Below are 26,337 nucleotides of genomic sequence, written 5' to 3'. Positions count from 1 at the left end.
ATGAATTAAAGCTAATAAATAGTGTTAAAATATAGGATAATATGTAGCAATTCGCAAAAATATGCAATTCCGTCATCGTCAATCTTAAATTTCTTAAATTGCGCCCCGATATGGGAACAGAAAAAGAAATCGTTGTCAGCGGCATCCGCTCCACAGGTATTTTGCACTTAGGGAATTATTTTGGCGCCATCCGTAATTATATCCGGATGCAGGAAGAGTTTAACTGTTACTTCTTTGTGGCAGACTGGCACGCGCTTACAACACACCCTGATCCAAAAGAACTGCGCGGCAACGTATACCGGGTACTGGCTGAAAACATCGCCTCCGGTCTGGATCCCGAGAAGGTGACCCTCTATGTACAAAGCGATATTCCCGAAATAGCAGAACTCTACCTGCTCCTGAATATGATGGCCTATAAAGGAGAACTGGAAAAAGTACCCACTTTCAAGGATAAAGTAAGGCAGAACCCGGATAACGTGAATGCCGGCCTGTTAACCTATCCCGTATTGATGACGGCTGATATCCTCGTTCACAGAGGCCTGAAAGTACCCGTGGGGAAAGACCAGGAGCAGCACCTGGAAATGAGCCGCAACTTTGCCCAAAGGTTTAATAACCGCTATGGTTACCTCTTCCCGGAACCTGTGCCCTTCAATTATGGCGATGATCTGATCAAGATCAACAGCCTGGACGGGGTAGGGAAAATGAGCAAAAGCGAGAACCAGAACTCCACTATCTTCCTGAACGACAGCGATGACGATATCCGGTATAAAATAAAAAGAGCCAAAACAGACAGCGGTCCCCAGGAACCCAATTCCGCCAAACCTGACTATATCGCGAACCTCTTTACTATGATGGGCCTGGTTTCTACGCCGGATACCATCAAACACTTCGAAGATACCTTTAACAACTGCACCATCCGCTACGGCGATATGAAAAAGCAACTGGCAGAGGATATGGTGACCTTTATAGCCCCGATCCGTGAAAAAGCCGAAGCCATTCAGCAGGATACTGCCTATTTGACCCGCATTATGCGCTACGGGGCTGAAAAGGCCAGGGCATCAGCGGCACAAACTTTGCAGGAAGCACGTAAATTAATGGGTATTAACTTTTATTGATTTATTTTATCTTGTTACTTACAATATTCCCCCATGCATGGCAAAAAATAAGATCAAGCACATAGCGATTGCCGGAAATATCGGCGCCGGAAAAACCACCTTAACCGAAATGCTGTCTAAGCACTATAGGTGGATTCCCCAATATGAAGATGTTGAGCACAACCCTTACCTGAGCGACTTTTATGATGATATGCCACGCTGGTCTTTCAATCTGCAGGTCTACTTCCTACATAGCAGGCTCAAGCAACTGGTAGATATTCAACATGGAAAAGATACCGTTATCCAGGACCGTACCATCTATGAGGATGCGCACATTTTCGCGCCCAACCTATACGAAATGGGCCTGATGACCAAGCGGGACTTTGATAACTACTTCAATTTCTTCGAAACCCTGAAGTCCATGGTAAAACCTCCGGACTTACTCATTTACCTGCAGGCATCCGTTCCAACACTCGTGGCGCAGATCCAGAAAAGGGGAAGGGAGTATGAAGAAAATATTCGTTTGGACTATCTCAAACGCCTAAACGAGTTCTACAATACATGGATTGAAAAATACAAAGATGGTCCTTTGCTGATCATTGATGTTGACAAGAATAAATTCCCTGAAAACGATGAGCACCTGGGTGAGATCATCTCCCGTGTAGACTCAGAGTTGTACGGTTTGTTTTAGTTTTTCAGGAAGCTATTAATCTCCGAATTTCGTGGTATAACCTCCGGAATTCGGAGATATTTATTTTGGAGCAGATCGTAATTGCCATTAATTTTATCCCCGTTGTTTGTTCACCAAAATGCGATCTACATGTTAGGAATTATTTGTAGCCTTTGTGCGCTGTTATTATTGGCGCAACCTCCGCGGCTCCCGTCTATTGGAGTTTACAGCCTTAAGTTTACCGAAGTATTTGCTGCCGATAGAAACCCCGCAGCCTTAGCCGGTATAAAAAAATATACAGCAGGCATATATGCAGAACGCCGTTTTATGTTGAAAGAAATGAGCGGGTATGCATTGAATGGCGCATTACCTGTAGCAGCAGGAACAATGGGCATACGCATTAAACAGTTTGGGTTTAGCTTATACAAAGAACAAATGTTCGGCCTGGGATATGCGCTGCCATTGGGGAAAAAACTCAAGGCGGGCATTCATCTGAACTACAACATGCAACGCGCACCACAATTTAACGAAGCAGGAATGATAGCAGAATGTGGTGTACTCTGGCAGATAGCAGAACAGGTTGGCATAGGTGTAAATGTTTTCAATCCTGCCGGCAAAGGACTGAAGTTATATACATTGGGCATGGGATATGCACCTTCTTCACAACTCCTGATAGAAGCAGAATGCAGAAAGGAAGAAGGTAAACCCCTCAGCACCCTGGTTGATGGTGTATACCGTCCCTTGCAGAGATTCTGGTTATTGGGAGGTTTTGCCACACAGCCTGTGTACCAGTTTGCCGGCTTAGGTTTTGTGTTAAGGAATATGCGCATCAGTGTTACTGGTAGCCGCCATCAGTTATTAGGTTTCACACCAGGCATCACTGTAATATGGGAAGCAGAGTAACATGGTGTTTGTTGTTGTTAATATGCAACAGTGTATATGCACAGGAAGAAGAACCCATGCAGCTTTCAGAGCAACAGGAACAAACCCTGCCGGAAAATGATGAACAAACCCAGCAACTGCAATCATACGCATGCAGAAAACTAAACCTGAACACGGCGGATGCCGCAGCACTGGAATCACTAGGCCTGTTGCATGCCTTACAGATAGAACAATTCCTGTTGTATCGCCGCACACTGGGTCCTTTGATCAGCATTTATGAATTGCAGGCAGTACCGGGTTTTAATGTGCCGCTGATCAGAACATTGTTGCCTTATGTACAGGCGGGGAATGGCTTAGAGCCCTACTACACCTGGAAGGATTATGTGCAACGCGGCAAACATTCCCTGCTGCTGAGATACACACATCCCTTTCAAAGTGAAGGGAAATATAATGGTAGTCCTGATAAAATGATGTTACGCTACAGGTACCAGTTCTCCCGTTACGCCAGCTGGGGCATCGTTATGGAAAAGGATGCCGGAGAAGAATTATTTGCAGGAAAACAAAAGAGCGGATTTGATCATTACGGCATCCATCTGTTCTTTAGAAATATAGGGCGAATAAAAGCATTAGCGCTGGGAGATTACACTGTGAACATGGGACAGGGGCTCATACAATGGCATGGGCTTGCATTCGGAAAAAGCAGTGCCGTGATGCACACAAAAAGGGAGGGAGATGTATTAAGGCCCTATGCCTCCGCCGGTGAATTCTTTTTCTACAGGGGAGCAGGCATCACTTATCAAACCGGGCCTTTTACTTTCACCGCATTTCTTTCCGGCAGGAAGCTGGATGCAAGGATAGGAGAGATCCCAGACTCAGCGGGCACCCTGATTAGCACAGGTTACCACCGCACCGATGCTGAAGCTGCATTAAAGGGAAACATTACACAAAGCTCCGCAGGTACAGTGCTCAAGTGGTCTGCAGCAAAAGGGCATGTAGCATGGAACGTTATCGCGCATCAGTTTTCTAAACCCTTAAGCAAAGGAGATAAAGCCTACCAGCTATATACAGCAACAGGAAGCCAGTGGCTGAACACCAGCATAGATCATGCTTTCAACTGGCGCAACCTCCACTTCTTTGGAGAAACCGCCATCAGCAAACAGGGCAAAATGGCTATCCTGCAAGGTGCCATGATCACCCTCGCACACAATGTGGATATGGGAATACTATACCGCAAAGAAAGTACAGCCTATGAAACACTCTACGGGAATACATTTGGTGAAAATGCAATGCCCGGAAATGAGTCAGGCCTTTACACAGCTGTATCATTGCGATGGGGAGCAAAATGGGAACTCTCTGCATATGCAGATGTATTCCGTTTCCCCTGGCTGAAATACAGGATAAACAACCCCTCAGAAGGATATGATGTTTTAATGTCCATGACCTGGCGCCCCGATAAAACCACGGAATTGAATGCGCAATTCCGGTATGATGATAAACCACTAATGCAGCGTCAACAACTCCGCGCTCAATGGAGCATGAAAATAACAGACGAAGTCATTTGGAGATCGAAAGTACAAGTAAGTAAAGTGAGAAATATCCCACAATCAAATACCGAAAACTCTCTAAACCGAATACCTTTTGTAAACGAAGAACTAAACCTGTCACATCCGGCAAACCCGGCAACCACCTCCTTCCTGGCCCACCACCAATGCCAGGCCAAATGGAAACACTGGCGCCTCATAGCAGGATATACCTGGTTCGATACCGCCGAAACAGAAGGCCTCTACCTCAGCGGCCAGCAATTTCCCGGCGATAACGCTTTATCCCGATTCTCAGGAAAAGGATATTCCACCCGCCTGGCCATCCAGTTCCATAAGATCTGGTGCCACTGGGTAAGAACTGTCACAAAAGAAGTGAACACTGCCGTTATGCTGCAGTACCAATTATAGCACTAATAATATTTTAACGCCTTGGATCAACGAAAATCCCACATTTTAATAATCATATCTGCACGTTTCGCATTCGCAACAAACACCGAAACAGCAGCAAATTTTTAGGCATTTTCACTAGATAAGATTAAGCAAAGAAGTATGCGAAGAATTTTTTTTATGAATTTTTCAGATGCTATCTGCTTGAAAAACAATGGAGTATAAACTTATCTTGTGATAGTTTTAACAAAAGGTTAACCAGAAAATTTTGTGAGTTGAAAAAAATACTAACTTACAAGAGTCATCCAAAAGCAGTATAAATAAATTCATCCAAAGTACGAAAGTGGTAAAATACCATCTTCACCCCTATTTGAAATGCCAAACGACAAAATCAACGCTCTAAACTAAACTTCTAAAATCTAAATCGATCTATTCATGCTCAAAGCATCGACCTCTTAACCTTAAGCTTGTTTTCAATCAGATAAAAAAGAACAGCCATTCTTTTAACCTATCGTTGCATTTAAATAACCCGGAACCTACATAAAAACAATCCGTTTTTATGCTGGAATACTATTGCCACTTACCTAACGATGCTGTCAACCACTAAACACTGCCAAAAAAATAGCATACCATATGACCTGATTAAAAAACTAACAGACAACAAAGCCATTTACTAAGAACAACAAGTTCAATTCATCCAAAATCTGAATCTTTTTTTATGAAAAAAGCGTTACTTCTATGCACCATACCGATGGTGACAGTCAGCCTGGCGTTTGCACAACAACGCCAGGTGACAGGGAAAGTGGCAGGTGACGACGGCGCACCGATCTCATTTGCCACCATCCAGATTAAGGGAACCACAACGGGAACCACCTCTGACCAAAACGGAAATTTTAAACTGAATGTTTCGGGTAACAACGTAGTACTGATCTTCAGAAGCGTAGGTTACGCACTCAAAGAAGTACCTGTAGGCAGCAACTCCGATCTCTCTGTTACATTGATCACAGACAACAAAAGCCTCCAGGAAGTAGTAGTGACAGCACTCGGTATCAAACGCTCGCAGAAATCTGTTTCCTATTCCGTGCAACAGATCAATGCAGACAAACTCACACAAACAAGGGAAACCAACATCAGCACTGCTTTGGCTGGTAAGATCGCCGGTGTGCAGATCCAGGGCCAGTCCGGAGCAAAGATCGGCGAAGGTGCCGTGATCCGTTTAAGAGGCGCCGGCTCTCTGGTGGATAAAAATCCATTGTTCGTATTGGATGGTACACCTATCAGTCCGGACGACATCAATATGGATGACGTGGAAAGTGTTTCCGTCCTCAAAGGCCCCACCGCTACAGCTTTGTACGGCCAACGTGCAGACGCAGGTGTGGTGATAGTTACCTCCAAAAAAGGGAAACTGCAATCCGGCATTGGCCTGGAAATAAATCAAACCACCACATTCGATCGCGTGTATCTCATCCCTGATTATCAGAACAGGTATTCTGGCGGAGGTAACTCCGAACTCACGCAATACAAATGGGCAGCCGGCCAGCCGGAAGAATGGAAAGCGCTGGACGGAAAGTATTATCACGACTATTCCGATGATGCCAGCTGGGGTCCAGAAATGACAGGCCAGGAATATATTCCATGGTACGCCTGGTATCCCGGTGCAAACTTTGGTAAAACAGCATCCCTGACCCCCCAGAAAAATAACGTCAAAGATTTCTACAGGACCGGCCTTTCACTCAATAACAATGTGCAGTTCAGCCAGGGTGGCGATAACTACACCGTAAGAGTATCGTTCACTAATCTGCAACGTTCTGGTGTAATGCCCGGAACCAGCATAGATAAGAACAGTATCTCCACGCAGAACTCATTTAACCTCGGCAAACATTTCACCATCGCATCCAACATTTTCTACACCACTGAAAAGTTGAAAGGGGAGTTTGTGGATGGATATTCCAATAACTCTACCGGGTCATTCAACCAGTGGTTTCACCGGGATCTGGATATGAAGAAAATGAAAGAACTTAGAGATCTCCGTTCTCCGCAAGGTGCATTGGGAAGCTGGAACCATAACAACCCCGAATCCTACTCCGCATCCAACCCCAAAGCTTTCTACGGGCCTAACTACTGGTACAATCCATTCAGCTATTTTGATAACGTGGATAACCAGGCAAACAGGAACCGCCTGATCGGAGATATCAACCTTACCTATAAACTCAACGATCACTTCAGGATAGCAGGGTTCCTGAGAAGGAATGAACTGAATACCAGTTTCGAGAATAAAATACCCTACATCCTGGAAGTAAGCGCTAACCAAACAGGCGTAAAACAAAGTTATTCCACCAGGCAAACTTTTGCCCGTGAGGATAACTATGAAGTATTGGCCACCTACAATAATAAATTCTTTAATGATCTCTCTGTAGATCTGAACATCGGTGGAAACGTAAGAAAGAATACCACTTCCTTTATTGCCGCAAATACGAACCAGGGTTTAACTGTACCCAACCTCTTTGCACTGAGCAATTCTGTCGATCCTATCAGTTACTCAAATACCCGCACCAGGAAAACAGTAAGAAGTGCTTACGGAAGAGGTACACTGGGCTGGAAGGAAACGTTCTTTGTAGACTTCTCTATCCGGAACGACATCAGCTCTGCATTACCCAAGGATAATAACTCCTATTGGTATCCTTCCGTGGGTGCCAGTATTGTATTCAGTGAATTCCTGAAAGAAAGTTTCCCTGCACTTACATTTGGTAAAGTAAGAGCCAGCTGGGCACAGATAGGATCTGACCTTGATCCTTATGGCCTGGACCTGTTATATACTTTAGGCCAGAACCCATTCGGCCCGGGCAACTCTGTGATGACCACGCCGAATATCCAACCCAATGATGGTATCCTGCCTTCTCTTTCTTCTTCCGGAGAACTGGGCCTTGACCTGAGATTCTTTAATAGCCGCGTGGGCGCCAGTTTCACCTATTATCACGAGGATAAAAGGAATGAGATCCTGGATGTGAATATTTCAAACGCCAGTGGATTTTTATCCAAAACCATCAATGCCGGCAGCGTTGTAAGAAGTGGTGTGGAAATACAGTTGAATGGTACACCTGTTGCCAGCAAGAACTTCAGCTGGGAAACGATTGTGAACTTTTCAAAAGGTACTTCCAAAGTTGTAAAACTGGCTCCGAACCTCAGTACCTATACCTTGCCTAATACAGATAGAGGAGGTGCTGCACCTGCATTTAGCGCAGTACAGGTAGTACATTCTGTAGATAACCAGGAATGGGGACAATTACGTGGTAACGGTATCAAACGCAATGAAGCAGGTGTACCCATCTTAAAAGCGGATGGTACATTCGAAATGGCACCGAATCTCTATTTCGGTTCTGTATTACCTGAATTCACAGGCGGATGGTTCAATACTTTCACTTACAAAGACATTACACTGAGTGCAGTGGTCGATTTTCAGAAAGGGGGTAAATACTTCTCCCTGTCTGATTTCTGGGGTTCTTTCTCCGGCCTGATGGCTAAAACTGCCGTTAACAATGATAAAGGTAATCCTGTACGGGATCCCGTTGCAGATGGTGGTGGTGTAAATGTATCCGGTGTAGATAAAGATGGAAAACCGGTGAAGATGTATGTAGATGCACAATTATACTGGCATCAGTTCCGTACCAATTCCAACATGGCTGAGATGTCTATCTACGATGCATCCTTCATCAAACTGCGGGAAGTATCATTGGGTTATAATTTCCCTGTAGCTAATATGGCCCGCAAGATCTTCACACGCGCTAATATTTCAGTAGTAGCCAGGAATGTATTAATGATCTACGCAGATGAAAAAGGATTCGATCCATCCGAACTCTCTGGCCGCTTCGGTGAAAATGGTCAGATGCCGGGTGTACGTTCCATTGGTATTAATCTCAGGTTAGGATTCTAAAATTTACGACAATGAAAAAATTACTCTATATAGGAATACTGAGCGCCACATTGATCAGCGCACCGGCCTGCAAGGATTTTGGAGACCTGAACGTTTCCCCGAACTCTGCTACCGGGCCTGTTACATCCGCACTCTTAACAAACTCACTCGCCTACTTTGGCAGCGGCAGAAGTATGACGGTTACTTATGCATTTGACGTGCGCTTCTTAAATGAAGGCGCTATGTATGCACAGTATACTTCGCAAACACAGTATCCGGATGAATCACAGTATTCAGTTACTGCAAGAGGCTGGTCCCAATTTTATGCAGGCCCGCTGGAAGATCTCACCAATATCATTAAGTATAATACAGACGCTGATAAAAAAGGATTGGCAACAGTTACTTCCGGTGGTTCTAATAATAACCAGATAGCCATTGCCCGGATCCTGAGGGTGTATTACTTTGCACTGCTCACAGATCAGTGGGGAGATATACCTTACACGGAAGCATTATCTGAAACACCAACACCTAAGTACGATACCCAGAAAGATATCTATACAGATCTCTTTAAGGAACTAAAAGAGGCAATGGCGCAGTTCGACAATGGTGCTGCTGTTAAAGGAGATATCCTGTTTGGCGGCGATGCGGCACAATGGAAACGTTTTGCCAACACTTTCCGTTTGATAATGGCACTCCGCCTCTCCAAAAGGAATACGGATATGGGCAACCTTCCTAAAACCGAATTTGCCGCAGCATTGGCAGATCCTGCAGGGCTCATAGATGCCAACAGCAAAAACGTGATCATGAAATGGCCCGGCAGTTCTTTTAAAAACCCCTGGTTCCAGATGTATGACGGCCGTTCTGACTATGCCATCTCCAATACACTGGCAGATACCCTGGGCGCTTATAATGATCCCCGTGTAAACGCATTTGCGGATGCAATTGCCGGTGGTGTCATTAAACCGGTGCCGTATGGTCTTACCCGCCAGTTGCTGATTGAATGGTCTGCCCTTAACCCTGTATATTCTAAAGTAGGCAAGAATATTACAGGCCAAACATCTCCGGATTATGTGATCACGGCTGCACAGGTATTATTATCCCGCGCAGAAGCAGCAACATTAGGCTGGACGGCCGAAAACGCAGGACAATTGTACAACGATGCTATCAAGGCATCCTGGGAACAATGGGGCGTTTTCACCCAGGCGGCTTATGATGCCTATATTGCTAATCCAAAAACATCCTGGGCAGGAGGGGAAACTCCCCGCAAGCTGGGTACCCAGAAATGGATAGCGCTGTATCCCAATGGCTGGGAAGGATGGGCAGAATGGAGAAGAAGTGGTTTCCCTGCATTGAAACCAACTATTTATGCGGTGAATTCAAGTAAACAGATCCCCCGCAGATATGCATACCCGGTAAATGAAGCCACCCTGAACGAGCCAGCCTATAAAGAAGCTGTTGCCCGCCAGGGTGCAGATACCCACGATACCCGTGTCTGGTGGGATAAACAATGATCTTGAAAACCCCAAATAGTGTCCCGATAATCAAAAAGTAGCAACTTGTAAAAAACAGTCTCCAAATGCGGGGGCTGTTTTTTACTTTTGTACCACATTAAAGCACAAATAATGGAAAATCAGGAAGAGCAGCAGCAGTTGAACATAGAGCTGACCGAAGAAATTGCAGACGGAACTTATGCTAATCTGGCTATTATTACCCACTCCCCGTCTGAGTTTGTGGTAGATTTTATTAATGTGATGCCTGGTTTACCCAAAGCAAAAGTAAAATCAAGGATCATCCTCACGCCCCAGCATGCCAAAAGGCTGATGAAGGCACTGGCGGATAACGTTAAGAAATATGAATCGCAGCATGGTACCATTCAGGACCAGGAACCGGTTTCATCTATTCCCATGAATTTCGGAGGGCCAACAGCGCAAGCATAATGGAACAGGTTTTTCCCTACGAACATCTCCACGCTTTTACCCGGGACGTTTTTATAAAAATGGGCTGTTCCCCCGAACATGCAGAACTGGCCTCCACGGTATTGCTTTCTGCGGATCTCAGGGGAATAGACTCTCATGGCGTGGCACGCCTTTCCGGTTATATCCGTCTCTGGGAAGCCGGCCGTATCAACGCCAAACCGGATATTAAGATCGTTCACGAAACCCCCAGCACTGCTGTGGTGGATGGTGATAGCGGCCTTGGCCTGGTAGTGGCCCCTTTTGCCATGCAGGTGGCCATCGATAAAGCTAAAATTGCCGGTACCGGCTGGGTAAGTGTCCGTAATTCCAATCACTTCGGTATTGCAGGTTATCATGCTATGATGGCCCTGCAGCAGGATATGATCGGAATGGCAATGACCAATGCCAGCCCCCTCGTAGCGCCCACTTTTGCCACGGAACGTATGCTGGGCACCAATCCCATTGCCGTAGCCATCCCGGCTAATCAGCAACCGGCTTTTGTGGCGGATTTTGCCACCACTACGGCTGCTAACGGCAAACTGGAAATATTACAAAGAAAAGAACAGGAAGCCCCACTGGGCTGGATCCAGGATAAACACGGTGCTCCCAGCACAAATCCCAACGAACTCAAGAGTGGCGGGGCTTTGCTGCCTTTGGGAGGCGACCGGGAACATGGAAGCCACAAAGGATATTGCCTCGGATCTGTGGTAGATATTTTTTCTGCCGTACTTTCGGGCGCAAATTATGGTCCATGGGCGCCGCCATTCGTTAGTTTCTTACCTTTGCCGCCCGATCCGGTGGGAAAAGGACTGGGACATTTCTTCGGAGCCATGCGGGTAGACGCTTTCAGGCCGGCAGACGAATTTAAAGACCATATGGATAAATGGATCGGCAGGTTCAGAAGTGCCGAAACGGTGGAAGGAGAAGAAAAAGTACTGATCCCCGGCGATCCGGAAAGGGAAATGGAAGCAGACAGGAGAGTAACTGGTGTTCCTTTATTGGACCCTGTAGTAAGGGACCTCTCCGAAATAGCCATGAGATTTAAAATCGATTTTTAAGCAACATATACCGTAACAATTAATGAAAGTCTTGAAATTTGGCGGAACCTCGGTTGGAAAACCAGAGCGTATGCATGCCGTAGCGAAGTTGATAACAGCGGATAACGATGCCAAGATTGTGGTATTATCCGCCTTATCTGGCACAACCAATTCCCTCGTTGAGATCAGTCAATCGCTCGCAGAAGGAAAGAAGGACGTGGCTAAACAGCAGATAGACAAGCTGGAAGCACACTACCGTACTTTCTGTGATGAATTGGTGAAAAGTGATGCCGGCCGCCAAAAGGCTAAAGCCATCGTAGACGAACATTTTGAGTTCCTCAACATCATCCTCCGCATCTCTTTCAACGAAGCCTTGAATAAAGATATCCTGGCACAGGGTGAACTGCTCTCTACCAAACTCTTCTGCGCTTACCTGGAAGATGCCGGTATCAAAGCAGTTTTGCTCCCCGCACTGGAATTCATGAGTATCGATGAGTTTGAAGAACCTGAGATCCCACGCATGAAAGTCCGCCTCAGTGCTTTGGTTGATCAGGAAAAAGGTCATACGCTCTTCATCACGCAAGGATACATCTGCCGCAATGCACGCGGTGAAATTGATAACCTCAAGAGAGGTGGCAGTGATTACTCTGCATCCCTGATAGGTGCCGCTATCCAGGCTTCTGAAATTCAGATCTGGACGGACATTGATGGTATGCATAATAACGATCCCCGTGTTGTAAAGAAAACTTTCCCCATCGATCAGCTGTCTTTCGATGAAGCAGCTGAGCTGGCTTATTTCGGCGCCAAGATCCTGCACCCTGCATCTATCTGGCCTGCACAGCATTTTAACATCCCTGTTAAATTGCTCAACACCATGCAGCCGGAAGCAAAAGGTACCATCATCACGGAAATGCCGGATGGTAACGGTGCAAAAGCTATCGCTGCAAAAGATGGTATCATCGCTATCAAGATCAAGAGCAGCCGTATGCTGCTGGCCTACGGTTTCCTCCGTAAGATCTTTGAAGTGTTTGAAAAATACCGCACACCCATCGATATGATCACTACTTCCGAAGTAGCTGTTTCTATCACCATCGATGATAAAAAACACCTGGAGCAGATCCTGAAAGAACTGCAGCCCTTTGGCTCTGTGGAACTGGATCACCACCAGGCGATTGTTTCTATCGTAGGAAATGAAGTAGCCGCTACGCCTTCCATCATCAAGAAGTTATTTGAATCACTGGAAGAAGTGCCTTTGCGCATGATCTCCTATGGTGGCAGCAGGCATAACATCTCTATCCTCGTAGGTGGACAGTATAAGGAACAAACCTTACGCTTACTGAACAAAGGATTATTCAATCTCGATTAATAGAATAAAAGAAACAAAAAGAACAGGCTGTATCCATAAAAGGGTACAGCCTGTTTTGATGTATATATGATGGAGAAAAGCCTACCTCGCCATCATCTGTACGGCGGCACCAGGAGTTTTATCCTCAAAGTACCCGATCTTCCGCATCACATGTACATCTAAGGTATACACCCCAAATTCCTCCATTACCCTGCCTTCCATAATATAGAAACCACTTTTCATAAATGGATATTGCCGCAGGCTGTCCGGAAAATGTACGGTGTCCATGAAGTCACCTTCCTTGTCCAGGAAAGTACCAAAACACATGGGTTCGTTTTTACTGGTGTATACATGTTTTAAACATACCAGGTAACCGATCGTATGCACATGCCTTCCAAGGTTCTGCGAAAAATCCCTGGCAGGCATATATCTGCGATGGTCATGTTCCAGTATGTCGAATGGGGAACACAATGGAAATCCCAGTAATTCTATTTCATCAAAAGCATCTTCATGCTGGCGATAGGAGAGCATGGGAAGATCCCAGCTGCGGGAAGGTTCTGCAAAGAGCCGGGGTTTGTTTTCATCCGGTGGCGCTGTTCTCAATAAAACAGCACTCTTCCAGAGCAGTTCTTTTTTAGTGTAGCCGGTAAAGTTAAATGCCCCGATACGGATAAGGATCTCCAGTTGCTCCGCACCGGGATCGGTTCTTTCCACAAAATGCTCAAGACTGCTGTAAAGCCCGTTGTGCTTACGGTCCAGGAGTACTCGTTCCATCCATGCCTGCTCCAGTCTTTCTACATGAATGAAACCCACAAATACCTGCCGGCCTTTGATATTGGTAGCATAATCACTGTTATTGATGCAGGGAGGAAATAAGGCCACACCTGTTTTCTGCAATTCCCGGAAGTACAATTCTCTGTTATAGAACCCGCCGAAATTATTGATCACCGCTACCATGAATTCCGCAGGGAAAAATGTTTTCAGGTATAAGCTCTGGTAACTCTCTACTGCAAAACTGGCGGAGTGTGCTTTTGAAAAAGAGAAGTTCGCGAAGCTGGCTATCTGCCGCCATACCTCCTGGCTTATCTCTTCAGGATGTCCTATCCTGGCGCAGTTATCAAAGAACAGTTTTTTGATCTTCTCGAAATTATTCTGTCCCCGGTATTTACCTGCCATCGCTCTTCTTAAAATATCTGCATCAGCAAGGTCCATATCTGCAAAATGATGTGCTACTTTGATCACATCCTCCTGGTACACCATTACGCCATATGTTTCTCCCAGCAGGGATTTCATAATAGGGTGAAGGTATTTCACCTTATCCGGCGCATGGAAGTTCAGTACATATTGCCGCATCATACCAGCCTGTGCAACGCCGGGCCGGATAATAGAACTCGCTGCCACCAGGGTAATGTAATCATCACATTTCAGTTTCAGCAGCAGCTGTCGCATGGCAGGAGATTCTATGTAAAAGCAACCGATAGTGTTAACCGTTCTCAAGGCATTTTTTACATCTTCATTTTCCATGAAGGTTTTTACATCATTGATATCAACCTCCTGACCTTTGTTTTCACGGATAAGGTCCATGGTATCCCTGATATGCCCCAGCCCTCGCTGGCTCAGGAGATCAAATTTGAATAAGCCGATGGCTTCTGCCATATGCATATCCAGTTGCGCCGTACTGAATCCTTTTGGCGGCATATGCGTTGCGCAATATTGATGAATGGGAGCATCACTGATCAGGATACCGCCTGCGTGAATACTGAGGTGATTGGGAAAACGGTCCAGCTTCCTGCCGTATTGGATAATACGCTGATGCACGCCGTCTTCCCCAAGTTTCACCTGGTAAGGGTTCTCAAGGATTTTGTCCAATTCTTTTTTAGGCAATCCGTATACCTTGCCCAATTCCCTTACGATAGCGTTTGTTTGGAATGTAGTAACCGTGCCTAACAAGGCAGCGTGTGCTGTTGTGTATTTATCAAAAACATATTGGATCACTTCGTCCCTGTCCCGCCAGGAAAAATCAATATCAAAATCAGGAGGAGAGGTACGATGCGGATTAAGGAAACGTTCGAAATAAAGATCCAGTTCAATGGGATCCACATTCGTGATCTCCATGCAATACGCGATCACGGAATTGGCGCCACTTCCACGCCCTACATGAAAAAAGCCCCTGTTCCTGGCATAACGCACAATGTCCCAGGTAATGAGGAAATAAGCGTTGAAATCCTGCTGGTCAATGATCTGCAATTCCTTTTCCACTCTTTCCTTCGCTTCTTTATTATCCGGGCCGTAACGGTAGATCATACCCCGCATGGCTTCACTTCGTAATAATTCCCGGTCTCCTTCCCGGCTGTCTGTAAAACGTTGTTTATTTAAATGATTGCCGAACCGGAAGCGGATCTCACAGGCTTCCATGATCGTTAGCGTGTTCTTTACAATGTCCGGCAATTCCCTAAAATGTTCCAGTAACTGATACGGTGAAATAAAACATTCATCCAGGCCTGCTACTTCTTCCGCAGGAAGCTGACTGATCAACAGATTATTGTCTACCGCCCTTAATACCCGGTGCAGTTGTTGTGCTTCCTTGTCCTGGAAAGTGAGTGGTTGTAATACCACGAGTTTATGTGCCCATTTTTTGGTGTCAAAACGGAAGAGTTTGTTCACTTCCCTTGGCCGTACGCCCATCAATTCGTGTTCAGCAAGATCCTGCAGCGGACGGCTTCCCCATGCATAGATCACAAATGTATGCGGGAGAAAAGGTGCATTCTCGGGAAAGGGTGTTTCTGTTTGCAGATGATGTGATAAGAAACGATTGATCTCCAGCCAGCCCTCCATGTTACGGGCCAGGATCACATAACGGAAGGCGGCGCCGTTCCTGCATTCCAGCCCAAGGATAGGTTTAATGTCCCGCTGCATACATTCCTGTATGAACATCCAGGCATCTGTAGTGGCATTGATATTGGTGAGTGCCAGGGAAGTGATCCCGCACTGCTGTGCCAATGCCGCTAATTCATCTGTTCTGATCGTGCCATAGCGAAGGCTGAACCAGGTTTTGCAATTCAGGTACATAAGCTATTTGGGGTAACGGCGTTTCATGGTGAATGTTTCTTTCTTCTGATAAGGCTGTAGCTCCTCTTCAAACCTGCCGCCACTGCTACTGCCACGCATCAGCAATTGCCAGCCATACTGACTTTTGATACTATCGATCGCCTGGTATAAAGAGATCATTTCATGCGTGTCTTCAAAAAGACTGATCTGGTAATTACCGGACACCATATGGCTGAAACGCACGCCTATCAGCCGGATCAGCAAACGGCGGTCGTACAGTTTAGAGAAGAGTTCTTTTACTTTTTCCAGCAATACATGATCGCTGGCGGTATAGGCAATACTCATTTGTTTGGTAACGGTTTCAAAATCCGAGTACCGGATCTTAACTGTCACACAACCTGCTAACCTGTTCTGCTGGCGGAGTTCAAATGCCACTTTTTCCGTCATGCGCACCAGTTCACTATGAATAAAATCCATATCGATAGTATCCGTAGAGAAAGTACTTTCCGTAGAAATAGATTTTTGTTCGTGGAAAGGGACCACCGGAGTTTCATCAATACCGTTGGCTTTGTTCCAAAGGGAAATACCGTTTTTACCCAACCAGGCTTCCAGTAAACCAATGGGGATCTCACTGAGTGTTTTCACTGTTTCCACTCCGCGGCGCCTTAATTGTGCCGCGGTTTCTTTTCCTACCATGGGTATCTTGTCAATAGGCATCGGTGCCAGGAATATTTTTTCCTGCCCGAAAGGGATGGATAACTGACCACTTGGTTTGGCTTCATTTGTGGCGACTTTCGACACCATTTTGTTGGAAGCAAGCCCCAATGAAATAGGCAGTTTGGTTTCGCGCATGATCTTTTGCCGCAATTCACTTGCCCATTTCAGCGAACCAAAATATTTATCCATGCCGCTGATATCCAGGTAAAATTCATCAATGGACGATTTCTCATATAATGGGGCATTACCTGCAATAATATCGGTAACATGACGGGAGAAATTGCTGTATTCTTCCATATCCCCGCCGCGGATGATAGCATGAGGGCATAGGCGGAGGGCCATTTTCATGGGCATGGCGGAATGGATCCCAAAAGTACGGGCTTCATAACTACAGGCGGCTACTACAGCTCTGTCTCCACGCCCGCCTACCAATACGGGTTTTCCTTTCAGACTGCGATCCTTAAGACACTCCACGGACACGAAGAAACAATCCATGTCGATATGAGCTATGGTTCTCTGTCCATCTAGTAGCATACACACTTATTTGAACCAAAAATACTAAATAATTTAGTATTGCTAATGTAGTTAGTAGAAAATAAACCTTTTTAAACTTAATTGGCCCGAATAATGTAGATATATATGTACAACTAATCCTTTTTCATATGAAACATCCGGATTACGTTAAAGAACTACTGCTGTTACTGCTTGTATTTGTGCCCATGGTTTATCTGGGCGTTATCTGGAACAGCCTCCCGGAGATCATTCCCACCAATTATAATCTGAACGGCGTGCCTGACAGGGTAGGGGATAAGCAGGAATTTCTGCTGCTGATGATCTTTCTTTTTTTCACAAACGGCCTGCTGTATTTTCTGTTCCGGTATATCCCCAAACCGGACGAAAAGGAAGAGCCGGCTATTGAAACGGCCAACCACATAAAGGCGTACTATCGTATCCGTTTCAGGATCCATATTTACCTGGCGGTATTCACTACCATTATTATATACCTGGTGAGCGTGGGCCGGGGAATATTCCTGGAAAAATGGGTATTTATCGGGGTGGGATTACTGATCTCGATGATCGGTTTAGTACTGCGGAACCTGAAGCCCAATAACTTTGTGGGGGTCCGAACACCCTGGACCATGCAAAGTGATGAGATCTGGCTGAAAGTACATGCTTTTGCGGGCAAATTGTGGCTGTATGCGGGGATCGTGATCGTTATAGCCGGGATGTTCCTGACAGTGGTGAGCGGCGTGTTCATGTTTATTTTTGCCGCCATGGCTTTGGCTGCATTGCCTTATATCTATTCATACCGACTTTTCTATGTTACACATGGGTAATGCATTATGAACCAGAAGAGCAGGGTTGATGGCAAGCACCCGCTCCTATTTTTACGAGGCCGTCTGGTAAGACGGTCTCTTTTAAACAAAAAAGCCGGGTACTCACAGCGTACCCGGCTTTTTTATATCAATGAATTATTTAGAAGGAAGGAACCAACGCTCTGCCAACAGCCTCACGTCCGGGCCATGGGATCAGGGCCAGGATCAGGATCAGGGCAAGACCGAAAAAGATCAGCGCTGTTTTATGTTTTTTGGCATCGGAAGCAGATTTTTTGATCTTGCTACGGCCGATATGTACAAGGGCTAAAGCCACTAATGCCATCAGGGTGTGCTCCACGGTAAAGAAACGGAGACCGGCATTTTTCATAGCGGCACCCATATCTGACGTAGCAGCTTTGATCAGCGGGCTTACGATGAACAGGATAATACCCAGCAGGAACTGAATATCTAAAAAGATCATAAAGAAAAGGCCGGCTTTAGTATCCGCTGCGGTATAGGCAGATTTGCTACTAACGCCCATCACTGCACGAATAACAGCCCATACACCGAATAACAGGATCAGCCATCTAACCACTGAGTGAATACCTAACAAAGTATCTTGCATAATAATTGAGTTTGTCTGCAACAAAAATAAGTGAACAACCCAAGAATAATTTGGTAATTATAAAAAATAATTGCTAATTTTGTTAGCATTACCATACTAAATTATTTAGGGATGTCTACTGTTTGTCGTAATCTTAAATATCTGCGCAAGCAAAAAGGCTGGACGCAGCAGGAGTTCGCCGACCGTCTTTCCATTAAACGTTCCCTGTTGGGAGCATATGAAGAAGAACGGGCAGAACCACGTACCGAAGTACTGGAGCAGGTTTCAGACATGTTCCGTGTATCCATCGATGATCTGTTACGCCGCGATCTGAGTTCCTCGAAGGAAAGCTTCCTGGAAAGACGCCGCCAGCAAAAGATGGGAGGTAGCAAAGACCGGCAGAATGTTGTTTTCGTTCCCGTTAAAGCCGCTGCCGGTTACCTGGCAGGTTTTAATGATGACGAATTCATCGAAGAACTGAACACCTTCACCTTACCCATGTTAGGTGCCGGAAGTTACAGGGCTTTCGAAATAGCCGGAGACTCCATGTTACCGACACCATCAGGCTCTGTAGTAGTCTGCCACAAAGTGGATGGCTGGGAAGATATCCGCAATAACGAAGCGTATATCGTAGTCACCAACCGCGAAGGCATTGTGTACAAGCGCGTGGTGAAAAGCAACCGCTCCAAAAGTAAAGTAACGCTCGTTTCAGATAACCCGCAGTACGATCCATACCCCGTAAACATGGAAGAAGTACTCGAGATCTGGCAGGCAGATGCCGTGATCCAGAAAATGGGCCAGCAGCACCGCCTGAGTGTAAACCACCTCGCAGGCATGGTCAGCCAGCTGCAGGATCAGGTGAGCATGCTCAAGAAACAGATGAAGAACTAAAGATCTTGCCATAGGATAGCATCGTATCGTATGCAAGGGAACTAAAAAGGGTTCTGACATAAGATATCACAGTATCGTATGCAGGAGAACTAAAAGTCCTGCCATAAGATATCATAGCATCATATACAAGGGACTAAAGATTTTGACATAGGTTGATACCAATGTCATATGCAAGGGAACTAAAGAATGCATTGTTTGCCCCCAGTTAACCATTAAAGTGTCGGGAGTTTTCTCCTGACACTTTTTCTATGTAGGATGAACAGGATCCCATAAAAAAAGGACGGCCGAAGCCATCCTTTTAACTATTCTCAAAGAAAGAAAACTAATTCCAGGTCTTCTCCCCCTTCTTCATCTTATTAAGCGTCTCTTCCAAAGGCTTCTTATCCTTCGCGAGGCTCACCGCTTTCTCCTGCACGGCAATCGCTTCATCTTTACGGCCCAGCTTGTAAAGCAGGTTCGCATAAGTATCCATGAAATTCGGATCCTGGTTTTCAGCAAAAGAACGTTTACTCCATTCCAGCGCCTCTTCCACACACTTCATATCCTTGCAGCTTTCAAAGATCGTCCAGGCAAACTGGTTCAGATCCATTGGACTGGCCTTGTCGCTATATTTCTTCATATAAGCTACAATGCTGTTCACAGAATTCTCAGCATCTTTTTTATTGGCATAATAGATCACTTTGCTTTTAGCTATCAGCTCATCCGCCAGCTTAGGATATTTAGCAGTCAGCTCAGATTGCAGTACAGCCCAGTCCGGAGCTCCGGCATCTTTCTTAAAGACCTTGGGATATATTTCTTCATTGCTGACAATGCTACCTACAATTCCTTCCGCTTTGCCCTTACCCAATATTTTATTGGCCTTGGCAGACTCATTCAGGAAAATAGCAAACCCTTTGTCCTTGCTGGTACGGGTGAACTTAGCCAGCATCTCCAGGTTGTCTTTCGTGAAAAGATCTTTCTGTGTATCAAAGTATTCTTTGGATACTGCCTGTGCTGTTTTTGAATCATAGGCATTTAATGCAGTCAAAGCAAAACTGCGGAGGAAGGCCTCGTCTTTATTGCCTTGTTCATATTTGGCCAGTTGCACATAATATTGTTTTGTGGGATCCAGCGCTTCTTTACTGCGGGCAATGAAAGCTTCTGCTTCGCCACCACCTACCATGCGGTGTACCACTTTGCCATCCGGCGCAAAGAAGAGGAAAGTAGGATAGGCCCTAACGCTATATTGCTCTCCAATAGCCTTGGCATCTTCATACCATTTTTTCACTTCTTCATTATCCCCTTCCGTTACATCCATCTGTAATTTTACGTTGATGAATTTACTATTGAAGAAATCACCTACTTCCTGCTGTGGAAAAATGTTGGCGGTCATATACTTGCAGGGGCCGCACCAGGTAGTGAAGCAATCAATGAAGATATATTTGTTTTCAGCTTTGGCTTTAGCCTGTATTTCTTTCCAGGATAATCCATGTTCAAAGTGTATACCCTTGTCCTGGGCTATAGCAAACAGGGGTAGGAGGAATAGAAGGAATAATGCTTTTTTCATGTCGGTTTTTTGATGATGTTGTAAAATCGGGTTAGAGCGTATGTGTTCTAATTTACTGAAATATCCGGAATATCTTCTTTTCCGCAATTACAAACACTGCGGATTCCGGTTCCGGGTGCAGGGAATACAAACCGGTAAATCCGCTGAATGCCGGCAGAACAGCCCCTTCCATCCCAAAATAAAAACAGGGCAGCCGTAAACTCTGCCTTCCGGCTCCTATCATCCTGATCCCCGGATGGATATGCCCGGAAATGAGGTAATGGCCTTCCAGCACGGAAGGTTTATCCTCCCGGTCATGCACAAAATAGAAATTACGGAGGGAGAGTACCTGGTGAAGATTGATCTGGAGGTCTTCGTATAAGGATGGTTCCAGGATGTCGTGATTCCCTTCAATCAGTTCAAAGGCAATATGTGCAAACTGCCGCCGCCAGATCTTAAAGTATTGCACTTCGTTATTGGCGGAGCTGTGGAACATATCTCCCACGATCAGTACTTTTTCCGGATGGTATTTGGTGATCAGTTGCTGCAAACGGTATAGGTCTTCCTGCACAATGTTCGCAGGCACGGCAATCCCTGCTTTCCGGAAGTGGGCAGACTTTCCCACATGCAGGTCTGCCACAATCAATGCGTTCTCTTCTTCCCAGTAAATAGCCCTTCCGGCTGAGAGCCGCCAATGCTGGCCCTTAAACTCAAATGCGGTATCCTCTAAGCTCATTCGTACGTAAATAAAGTCATTTTTTTGATGCGGTCTTCCAGTTTTTCGCTGGTTAATTGTTCCCGCAGGCTGTCCACTTTGATCGGGAAGCAGAAAGGGGTAAGGCGTTGCGGGAAAGTGATCACAATCTTGTTATGATAGATCCTGTCCATCGATTCGCGCAGCCGTGCTTCTTCCATCTGGTAAAAGAAGGCTTCATTGAATGCCTGCCGCAGCAGGATATTCTGGGAATCGTAATCGTTAAACACATTGAACAGCAGGGAAGCAGAAGATTGCAGGTGACGGTTGGCTTTGGCCTTTCCGGGGAATCCCTGGAATATCAGTCCTGCTATCACGGCAATATCACGGAATTTGCGCCTTGCCATTTCTGTGGCATTCACACTGCGTTGCAGGTCGAGGGTCAGATTATCCAGGGCGAAATATTCCTGGGCGTTTGTATCGTCTACGGGAATGGGCTGGTCTGAAAGTAATTCAAAACCATAATCATTCATGGCGATGGAAAAAGTAATGGGATGTTTTTGGCTGATGCGCCATGCGAGGAGCGTGGCCATTACTTCATGTACCAATCTTCCTTCAAAAGGGTAGACGAAAAGGTGATAGCCATCCTGTGTTTCGATCTGCTCCATGAGCAGTTCATCTTCCTTAGGAATATGGGAGAGTAATTGCTGCAGATCGAATAAAGGTTGCAGGGTAAGAATCTCCTCTTCCCGTGCTGTACCTGCCATGGCTTCATGGAATTTGCGCCGCAGCATTTTACCCAGGTTGGCGGAAAGGGGCATGCGCCCGCCATTCCAACTGGGTACGATACTTTTCTTCGATTTCGATTTGCGTACCAGCACCGTCATATCCTTGATCATCACAAATTCCAGGTTCTGCCCACTGAGGCTGAAGCTGTCTCCTGCGGTTAAGCGGGAGATAAAATATTCTTCTATTACACCAATGTAGCCACCTGTGAGAAAACGCACTTTGAGCATGGCATCACTCACAATGGTACCAATATGCAAACGGTGGCGCATGGCCTGTTGCCGGCTTACGCAATGATAGCTGTTGCCTACTTTATGCAGTTTGTGGAATTCATCATAGCTCTGCAATGCTTCCCCGCCCGTGGTAAGGAAGGAAATGATCCACTGCCATTCATCGGCAGTGAGGTCACGGAAACAGAAGGTGCCTTTTACTTCCTGCCATATTTCGTTGGCCTCAAAACCATCAGACACGCCGAGGGTCATCAGGTATTGCAGGAGTACATCATATGCCAGGATCACCGGCATGCGGCTTTCTATCATATTAGCCTTCATGGCATCTTTGAGGGCTGCGGCTTCTACTAATTCCAGCGAATGGGTAGGCAGGAACCATATCTTGCTCACAGCATCAGGGCGGTGACCACTTCTGCCTGCACGTTGTAAAAAACGCGCAACCCCTTTGGGGCTGCCCACTTGTATCACAGTGTCCACCGGGCGAAAATCCACACCCAGGTCAAGACTGGAAGTGCAGACCACCAGTTTCAAAGTGCCGGTATGCAAAGCTTCTTCCACCCATATCCGCAATTCCGCATCAATGGAACCATGGTGTAAAGCAATGGCCCCTGCTAACTCCGGACAGGCTTTGAGGATCTGCTGATACCATATTTCAGATTGGGAACGGGTATTGGTGAAGAGCAGGGTGGTATTGCTTTCCATGATCACCGGCAAAGCTTTGTGTAATAGTCTGATGCCCAGGTGCCCTGCCCAGGGGTATTTCTCAATTTCATCCGGGAGGATGCATTGCACATCAATGGCTTTGTGTACATCGGCCCGCACAATCGCTGTTTGCTGAGATGTGTTGCCCATCAATACATCCAGTGCTTCTTCCAGGTTGCCGATGGTGGCAGAGATCCCCCAGGTCTGCAATCCCTTGTTCATGCCGCGGAGGCGGCTCAGCGCTAATTCCACCATCACCCCTCTTTTGCTGCCCAGCAGTTCATGCCACTCGTCCACCACCACGGTATGCAAACCGGCAAAGCGCAGTGGATATTCCTTCTGCGACATTAAAATGTGAATGGATTCCGGCGTGATGATCAGTATTTCCGGCATCTGGCGTTTCTGCTGTTCCCGTACACTGAGTGTGGTATCTCCACTGCGGATGCCCACTTTCCAGGGAATGTGCAATTCATGGAGCGCTTCTTCCATGGCGCGGCCAATATCTTTGGCGAGTGCGCGTAAGGGAGTGACCCAGAGTAATTGTAAGCCATTGTGCTTTTTAGTGCGGTATTCCGGCTCCTCATTGATCCACCTGATCACTGCCCCCAGGAATAAAGAAAACGTTTTACCGAAGCCCGTAGGGGCATTTACAAGGCCGGAATAGCCCTGCAGGTAATGTTCCCAAGCTTCTTCCTGGAAGGTGAACGGCTTTAATTCTTTTGCCGCCAGCCACTGTTCTATCGCTTTCCAGCCGGGTGTGTTTTTCATGCTTTTCGAAATTAGGAAAATTTAAGTCAAACCCTACCTTTGCTTTATGCGCGATATCTTTCGTTTACACGAAAACGGTACTACTGTTAAGAAAGAACTGCTGGCAGGCCTTACTACTTTTTCCACAATGGCTTATATCCTGGCGGTGAATCCCATGATCCTCTCCAAAACAGGGATGGATTTTAATGCCCTGATCACTGCTACAGCGCTGGCTGCAGCTATCGGTACACTGGTGATGGGATTGTATGCCAAACTGCCCATTGGTTTGGCACCGGGTATGGGACTGAACGCTTTTTTTGCGTATACCATTGTGCTGGGCATGGGATATAGCTGGCAATTTGCTTTAACGGCTGTTTTCCTGGAAGGCATTATTTTTATTTTCCTCTCCCTCTTTCATATCCGCGAAGCGATCATTAACAGCATTCCTGAAAATCTCAAACACGCTATTTCAGTAGGCATCGGGCTATTGATCGCATTGATAGGAATGGCGAATGCCGGGATTATTGAAACCGGCATGCGGCATATAGGAAATGATAAACTGGATGGTGTGATCCTGAAGATAGGGGATATCACCAGCGCAGGGCCTTTGATTGCATTAACGGGTTTGATCGTAAGCGCTGTGCTGATGTACCGCAAAGTGAATGCTGCTTTACTGATCGGGATATTGGTAGCCACGCTGGCAGGCATATTATTAGGCGTAACTACAATAGGCCCCATAATAAGCTTACCACCATCATTAGCCCCAATAGCATTCAAACTGGAGTTCAGCAAAATATTTACCATGGATATGGTAGTGATCTTATTCACACTATTAATGGTAAACCTCTTCGACACAGTAGGCACCCTCATTGGCTTATGCAGTAAAGCAGGATTGCTGGACAGCCAGGGCCGTATCCCAAGAGCCAAACAGGCTTTATTTGCAGATGCAGTTGGCACTACTGCTGGTGCATTATTGGGTACCAGTGTGGTAACAGCCTACGTGGAAAGCGCCAGTGGCATTGCCTCCGGTGGCAGAACAGGTTTAACGGCTGTTACGGTAGCGGGCATGTTCCTGCTCTCGCTATTCTTTGCACCATTATTTGCCATGATCCCTCCGGCCGCTACCGCACCAGCTTTGATCATTGTAGGGATGTTGATGATGAGTGCAGTAGTGAAGATCGATTTTGAAGATGCTACGGAAGCGATCCCTGCTTTTCTTGCAATCGTGATGATGCCATATACTTACAGTATTGCGGAAGGCATTGTATTCGGCATGCTTTCTTATGTATTGCTGAAAGTATTTACAGGAAGATACCGGGAGATCAGCCCGGTGATGTATGTGTTGGCAATATTGTTTGTACTGAGTTTCTTATTACATTAAGTGAGGATCAACCGCACGCCAACGATCAGCAAAGCCCCGGCCAGCGCAAGGATGATGCCTTTGGGTTTTACGCGGGAAGAAAGCCCCGCTCCCAGTTGCGCACCAATCACTACACCAACGCCAATAGATAAAGCAGTTTGCCAGCCTTCCCAGAAACTCCCCTGGATCATATGTACGATAGTACCCGCCAGCGCCATGATGGCCAGTATCAGGTGAGAAGTGGCTGTGGCTACATGTATCGGGAAATTCAGCAGGCTGATCAGTGCCGGCACGTGAATAATACCGCCACCGATACCTAATAAACTACTGATAAAACCAACGAGAAAGCTAATACCAATGCCCGTCCAGATATTAAAAGAGAAACGGTGTTCTTCACCACTGCGTTCTGTTACGCAACGGTCCACGCAACGGCCTTTGTTAGCTCTTCCTGCATAAGCACCCTGTTGGGGTTTCAGCATCAGGAAGCCGGCTACCACTATCAGCAATGCGCCTAAAATAATATTGAAAACGTGACGGGATAATAAAGTAGTGGTGAATGCCCCGATAATAGCACCGGGTAAGGTGGCCAGCGCAAATATCAGCGCAGAGCGGTAATCAATGCGTTTCTTACGGGCATAGGCAATGGAGCCGGAAGAAGCATTCAGAAATACTACGGCCAGGGAAATACTCGTCAATACATCCGGAGACATATCAGGGTACATTAACAACAGCAGCGGCATCAGGATGAATCCGCCACCAGCACCAATGAGTGTTCCAAAGGTACCAATGAAGAATCCTAAGCCTACTAATAACAATGCATTCAGCGCATCCATTCGTGAAATAGTTAACGGCAGGTGGTTGGTTTTTTCCTGCGAAATAAAACAATTGCGTATTCT

The 26,337-nt window shown here is 46.1% G+C and carries 19 protein-coding genes; 12 read left to right on the top strand and 7 right to left on the bottom strand.

The features are described from left to right. Positions 1-110: 110 nt before the first annotated feature. The 9 genes from trpS (at position 111) to AAHN97_RS19600 (ending at position 12,842) form a co-directional block, all read left to right on the top strand. The gene (gene trpS, locus AAHN97_RS19640) at positions 111-1,115 is read left to right on the top strand and encodes a tryptophan--tRNA ligase (RefSeq protein ID WP_343303779.1); all 1,005 of its coding nucleotides are present in this window, start codon (positions 111-113) and stop codon (positions 1,113-1,115) included. Positions 1,116-1,152: 37 nt separating this feature from the next. Further along, positions 1,153-1,785, top strand: a complete 633-nt coding sequence (locus AAHN97_RS19635; protein WP_343303778.1) for a deoxynucleoside kinase — start codon at positions 1,153-1,155, stop codon at positions 1,783-1,785. Positions 1,786-1,914: 129 nt separating this feature from the next. Beyond that, complete coding sequence (locus tag AAHN97_RS19630; protein WP_343303777.1) at positions 1,915-2,667, top strand: hypothetical protein; 753 nt, start codon at positions 1,915-1,917, stop codon at positions 2,665-2,667. Further along, the gene (locus tag AAHN97_RS19625) at positions 2,652-4,595 is read left to right on the top strand and encodes a ComEA family DNA-binding protein (protein ID WP_343303776.1); all 1,944 of its coding nucleotides are present in this window, start codon (positions 2,652-2,654) and stop codon (positions 4,593-4,595) included. Before AAHN97_RS19630 ends, AAHN97_RS19625 begins: the two co-directional genes overlap by 16 nt. A gap of 697 nt (positions 4,596-5,292) precedes the next feature. Further along, entirely contained in the window at positions 5,293-8,505 is a 3,213-nt protein-coding gene (locus AAHN97_RS19620; RefSeq protein ID WP_343303775.1) for a SusC/RagA family TonB-linked outer membrane protein, read from the top strand. Positions 8,506-8,516: 11 nt separating this feature from the next. After that, the gene (locus tag AAHN97_RS19615; RefSeq protein ID WP_343303774.1) at positions 8,517-9,995 is read left to right on the top strand and encodes a SusD/RagB family nutrient-binding outer membrane lipoprotein; all 1,479 of its coding nucleotides are present in this window, start codon (positions 8,517-8,519) and stop codon (positions 9,993-9,995) included. A 111-nt stretch (positions 9,996-10,106) separates the two neighbouring features. Next, on the top strand, positions 10,107-10,421 hold the full coding sequence (locus AAHN97_RS19610) for a DUF3467 domain-containing protein (protein ID WP_343303773.1): 315 nt from the start codon (positions 10,107-10,109) through the stop codon (positions 10,419-10,421). After that, positions 10,421-11,497 carry an Ldh family oxidoreductase gene (locus AAHN97_RS19605; protein ID WP_343303772.1) on the top strand — a complete coding sequence of 359 codons (1,077 nt, stop codon included), beginning with the start codon at positions 10,421-10,423 and terminating at the stop codon, positions 11,495-11,497. The genes AAHN97_RS19610 and AAHN97_RS19605 overlap by 1 nt, the downstream gene beginning before the upstream one ends. 22 nt (positions 11,498-11,519) lie before the next feature. Continuing rightward, positions 11,520-12,842: an aspartate kinase gene (locus AAHN97_RS19600; RefSeq protein ID WP_343303771.1), complete on the top strand. Its 1,323-nt coding sequence runs from the start codon at positions 11,520-11,522 to the stop codon at positions 12,840-12,842. Between the two features lie 81 nt (positions 12,843-12,923). On the opposite strand, the gene AAHN97_RS19595 is transcribed toward AAHN97_RS19600, so the two are convergent. Both AAHN97_RS19595 and dinB read right to left on the bottom strand, forming a co-directional pair. Continuing rightward, positions 12,924-15,890, bottom strand: coding sequence for a DNA polymerase III subunit alpha (locus AAHN97_RS19595; protein ID WP_343303770.1), 2,967 nt, complete (start codon positions 15,888-15,890; stop codon positions 12,924-12,926). 3 nt (positions 15,891-15,893) lie between these two features. Continuing rightward, positions 15,894-17,120, bottom strand: a complete 1,227-nt coding sequence (gene dinB, locus AAHN97_RS19590) for a DNA polymerase IV (RefSeq protein WP_343303769.1) — start codon at positions 17,118-17,120, stop codon at positions 15,894-15,896. A 128-nt stretch (positions 17,121-17,248) separates the two neighbouring features. Here dinB and AAHN97_RS19585 point away from each other — a divergent pair, with 128 nt between their 5' ends. Then, positions 17,249-17,923 (top strand): SdpI family protein, encoded by a 675-nt coding sequence (locus AAHN97_RS19585; RefSeq protein ID WP_343303768.1) that lies wholly within the window; start codon positions 17,249-17,251, stop codon positions 17,921-17,923. A 139-nt stretch (positions 17,924-18,062) separates the two neighbouring features. On the opposite strand, the gene AAHN97_RS19580 is transcribed toward AAHN97_RS19585, so the two are convergent. Next, positions 18,063-18,527 carry a hypothetical protein gene (locus AAHN97_RS19580; RefSeq protein WP_343303767.1) on the bottom strand — a complete coding sequence of 155 codons (465 nt, stop codon included), beginning with the start codon at positions 18,525-18,527 and terminating at the stop codon, positions 18,063-18,065. A gap of 111 nt (positions 18,528-18,638) precedes the next feature. On the opposite strand from AAHN97_RS19580, the gene AAHN97_RS19575 reads away from it, so the two are divergent. After that, complete coding sequence (locus AAHN97_RS19575; RefSeq protein WP_074242554.1) at positions 18,639-19,397, top strand: XRE family transcriptional regulator; 759 nt, start codon at positions 18,639-18,641, stop codon at positions 19,395-19,397. A gap of 322 nt (positions 19,398-19,719) precedes the next feature. Here the strand turns inward: AAHN97_RS19575 and AAHN97_RS19570 are convergent, their stop codons facing one another. Genes AAHN97_RS19570 through AAHN97_RS19560 form a run of 3 tightly spaced genes read right to left on the bottom strand, consistent with a single transcriptional unit; the run spans position 19,720 to position 24,102 of the window. Next, positions 19,720-20,943 (bottom strand): thioredoxin family protein, encoded by a 1,224-nt coding sequence (locus AAHN97_RS19570; protein WP_343303766.1) that lies wholly within the window; start codon positions 20,941-20,943, stop codon positions 19,720-19,722. A 52-nt stretch (positions 20,944-20,995) separates the two neighbouring features. After that, positions 20,996-21,658: a ligase-associated DNA damage response endonuclease PdeM gene (pdeM, locus tag AAHN97_RS19565; protein WP_343303765.1), complete on the bottom strand. Its 663-nt coding sequence runs from the start codon at positions 21,656-21,658 to the stop codon at positions 20,996-20,998. Next, complete coding sequence (locus AAHN97_RS19560) at positions 21,655-24,102, bottom strand: ligase-associated DNA damage response DEXH box helicase (protein ID WP_343303764.1); 2,448 nt, start codon at positions 24,100-24,102, stop codon at positions 21,655-21,657. The genes pdeM and AAHN97_RS19560 overlap by 4 nt, the downstream gene beginning before the upstream one ends. A 46-nt stretch (positions 24,103-24,148) precedes the next feature. On the opposite strand from AAHN97_RS19560, the gene AAHN97_RS19555 reads away from it, so the two are divergent. Beyond that, entirely contained in the window at positions 24,149-25,462 is a 1,314-nt protein-coding gene (locus AAHN97_RS19555) for an NCS2 family permease (protein ID WP_343303763.1), read from the top strand. On the opposite strand, the gene AAHN97_RS19550 is transcribed toward AAHN97_RS19555, so the two are convergent. Further along, positions 25,459-26,274 (bottom strand): sulfite exporter TauE/SafE family protein, encoded by an 816-nt coding sequence (locus tag AAHN97_RS19550; RefSeq protein ID WP_343303762.1) that lies wholly within the window; start codon positions 26,272-26,274, stop codon positions 25,459-25,461. The two genes, AAHN97_RS19555 and AAHN97_RS19550, sit on opposite strands and share 4 nt — an antisense overlap. Positions 26,275-26,337 lie beyond the last annotated feature (63 nt).

It is taken from the genome of Chitinophaga niabensis (assembly GCF_039545795.1).
Classification (GTDB): Bacteria; Bacteroidota; Bacteroidia; order Chitinophagales; family Chitinophagaceae; genus Chitinophaga; species Chitinophaga niabensis_B.
Note: the sequence above shows the minus strand (reverse complement) of the source record. Positions and strands in the feature narration are given on the sequence as shown.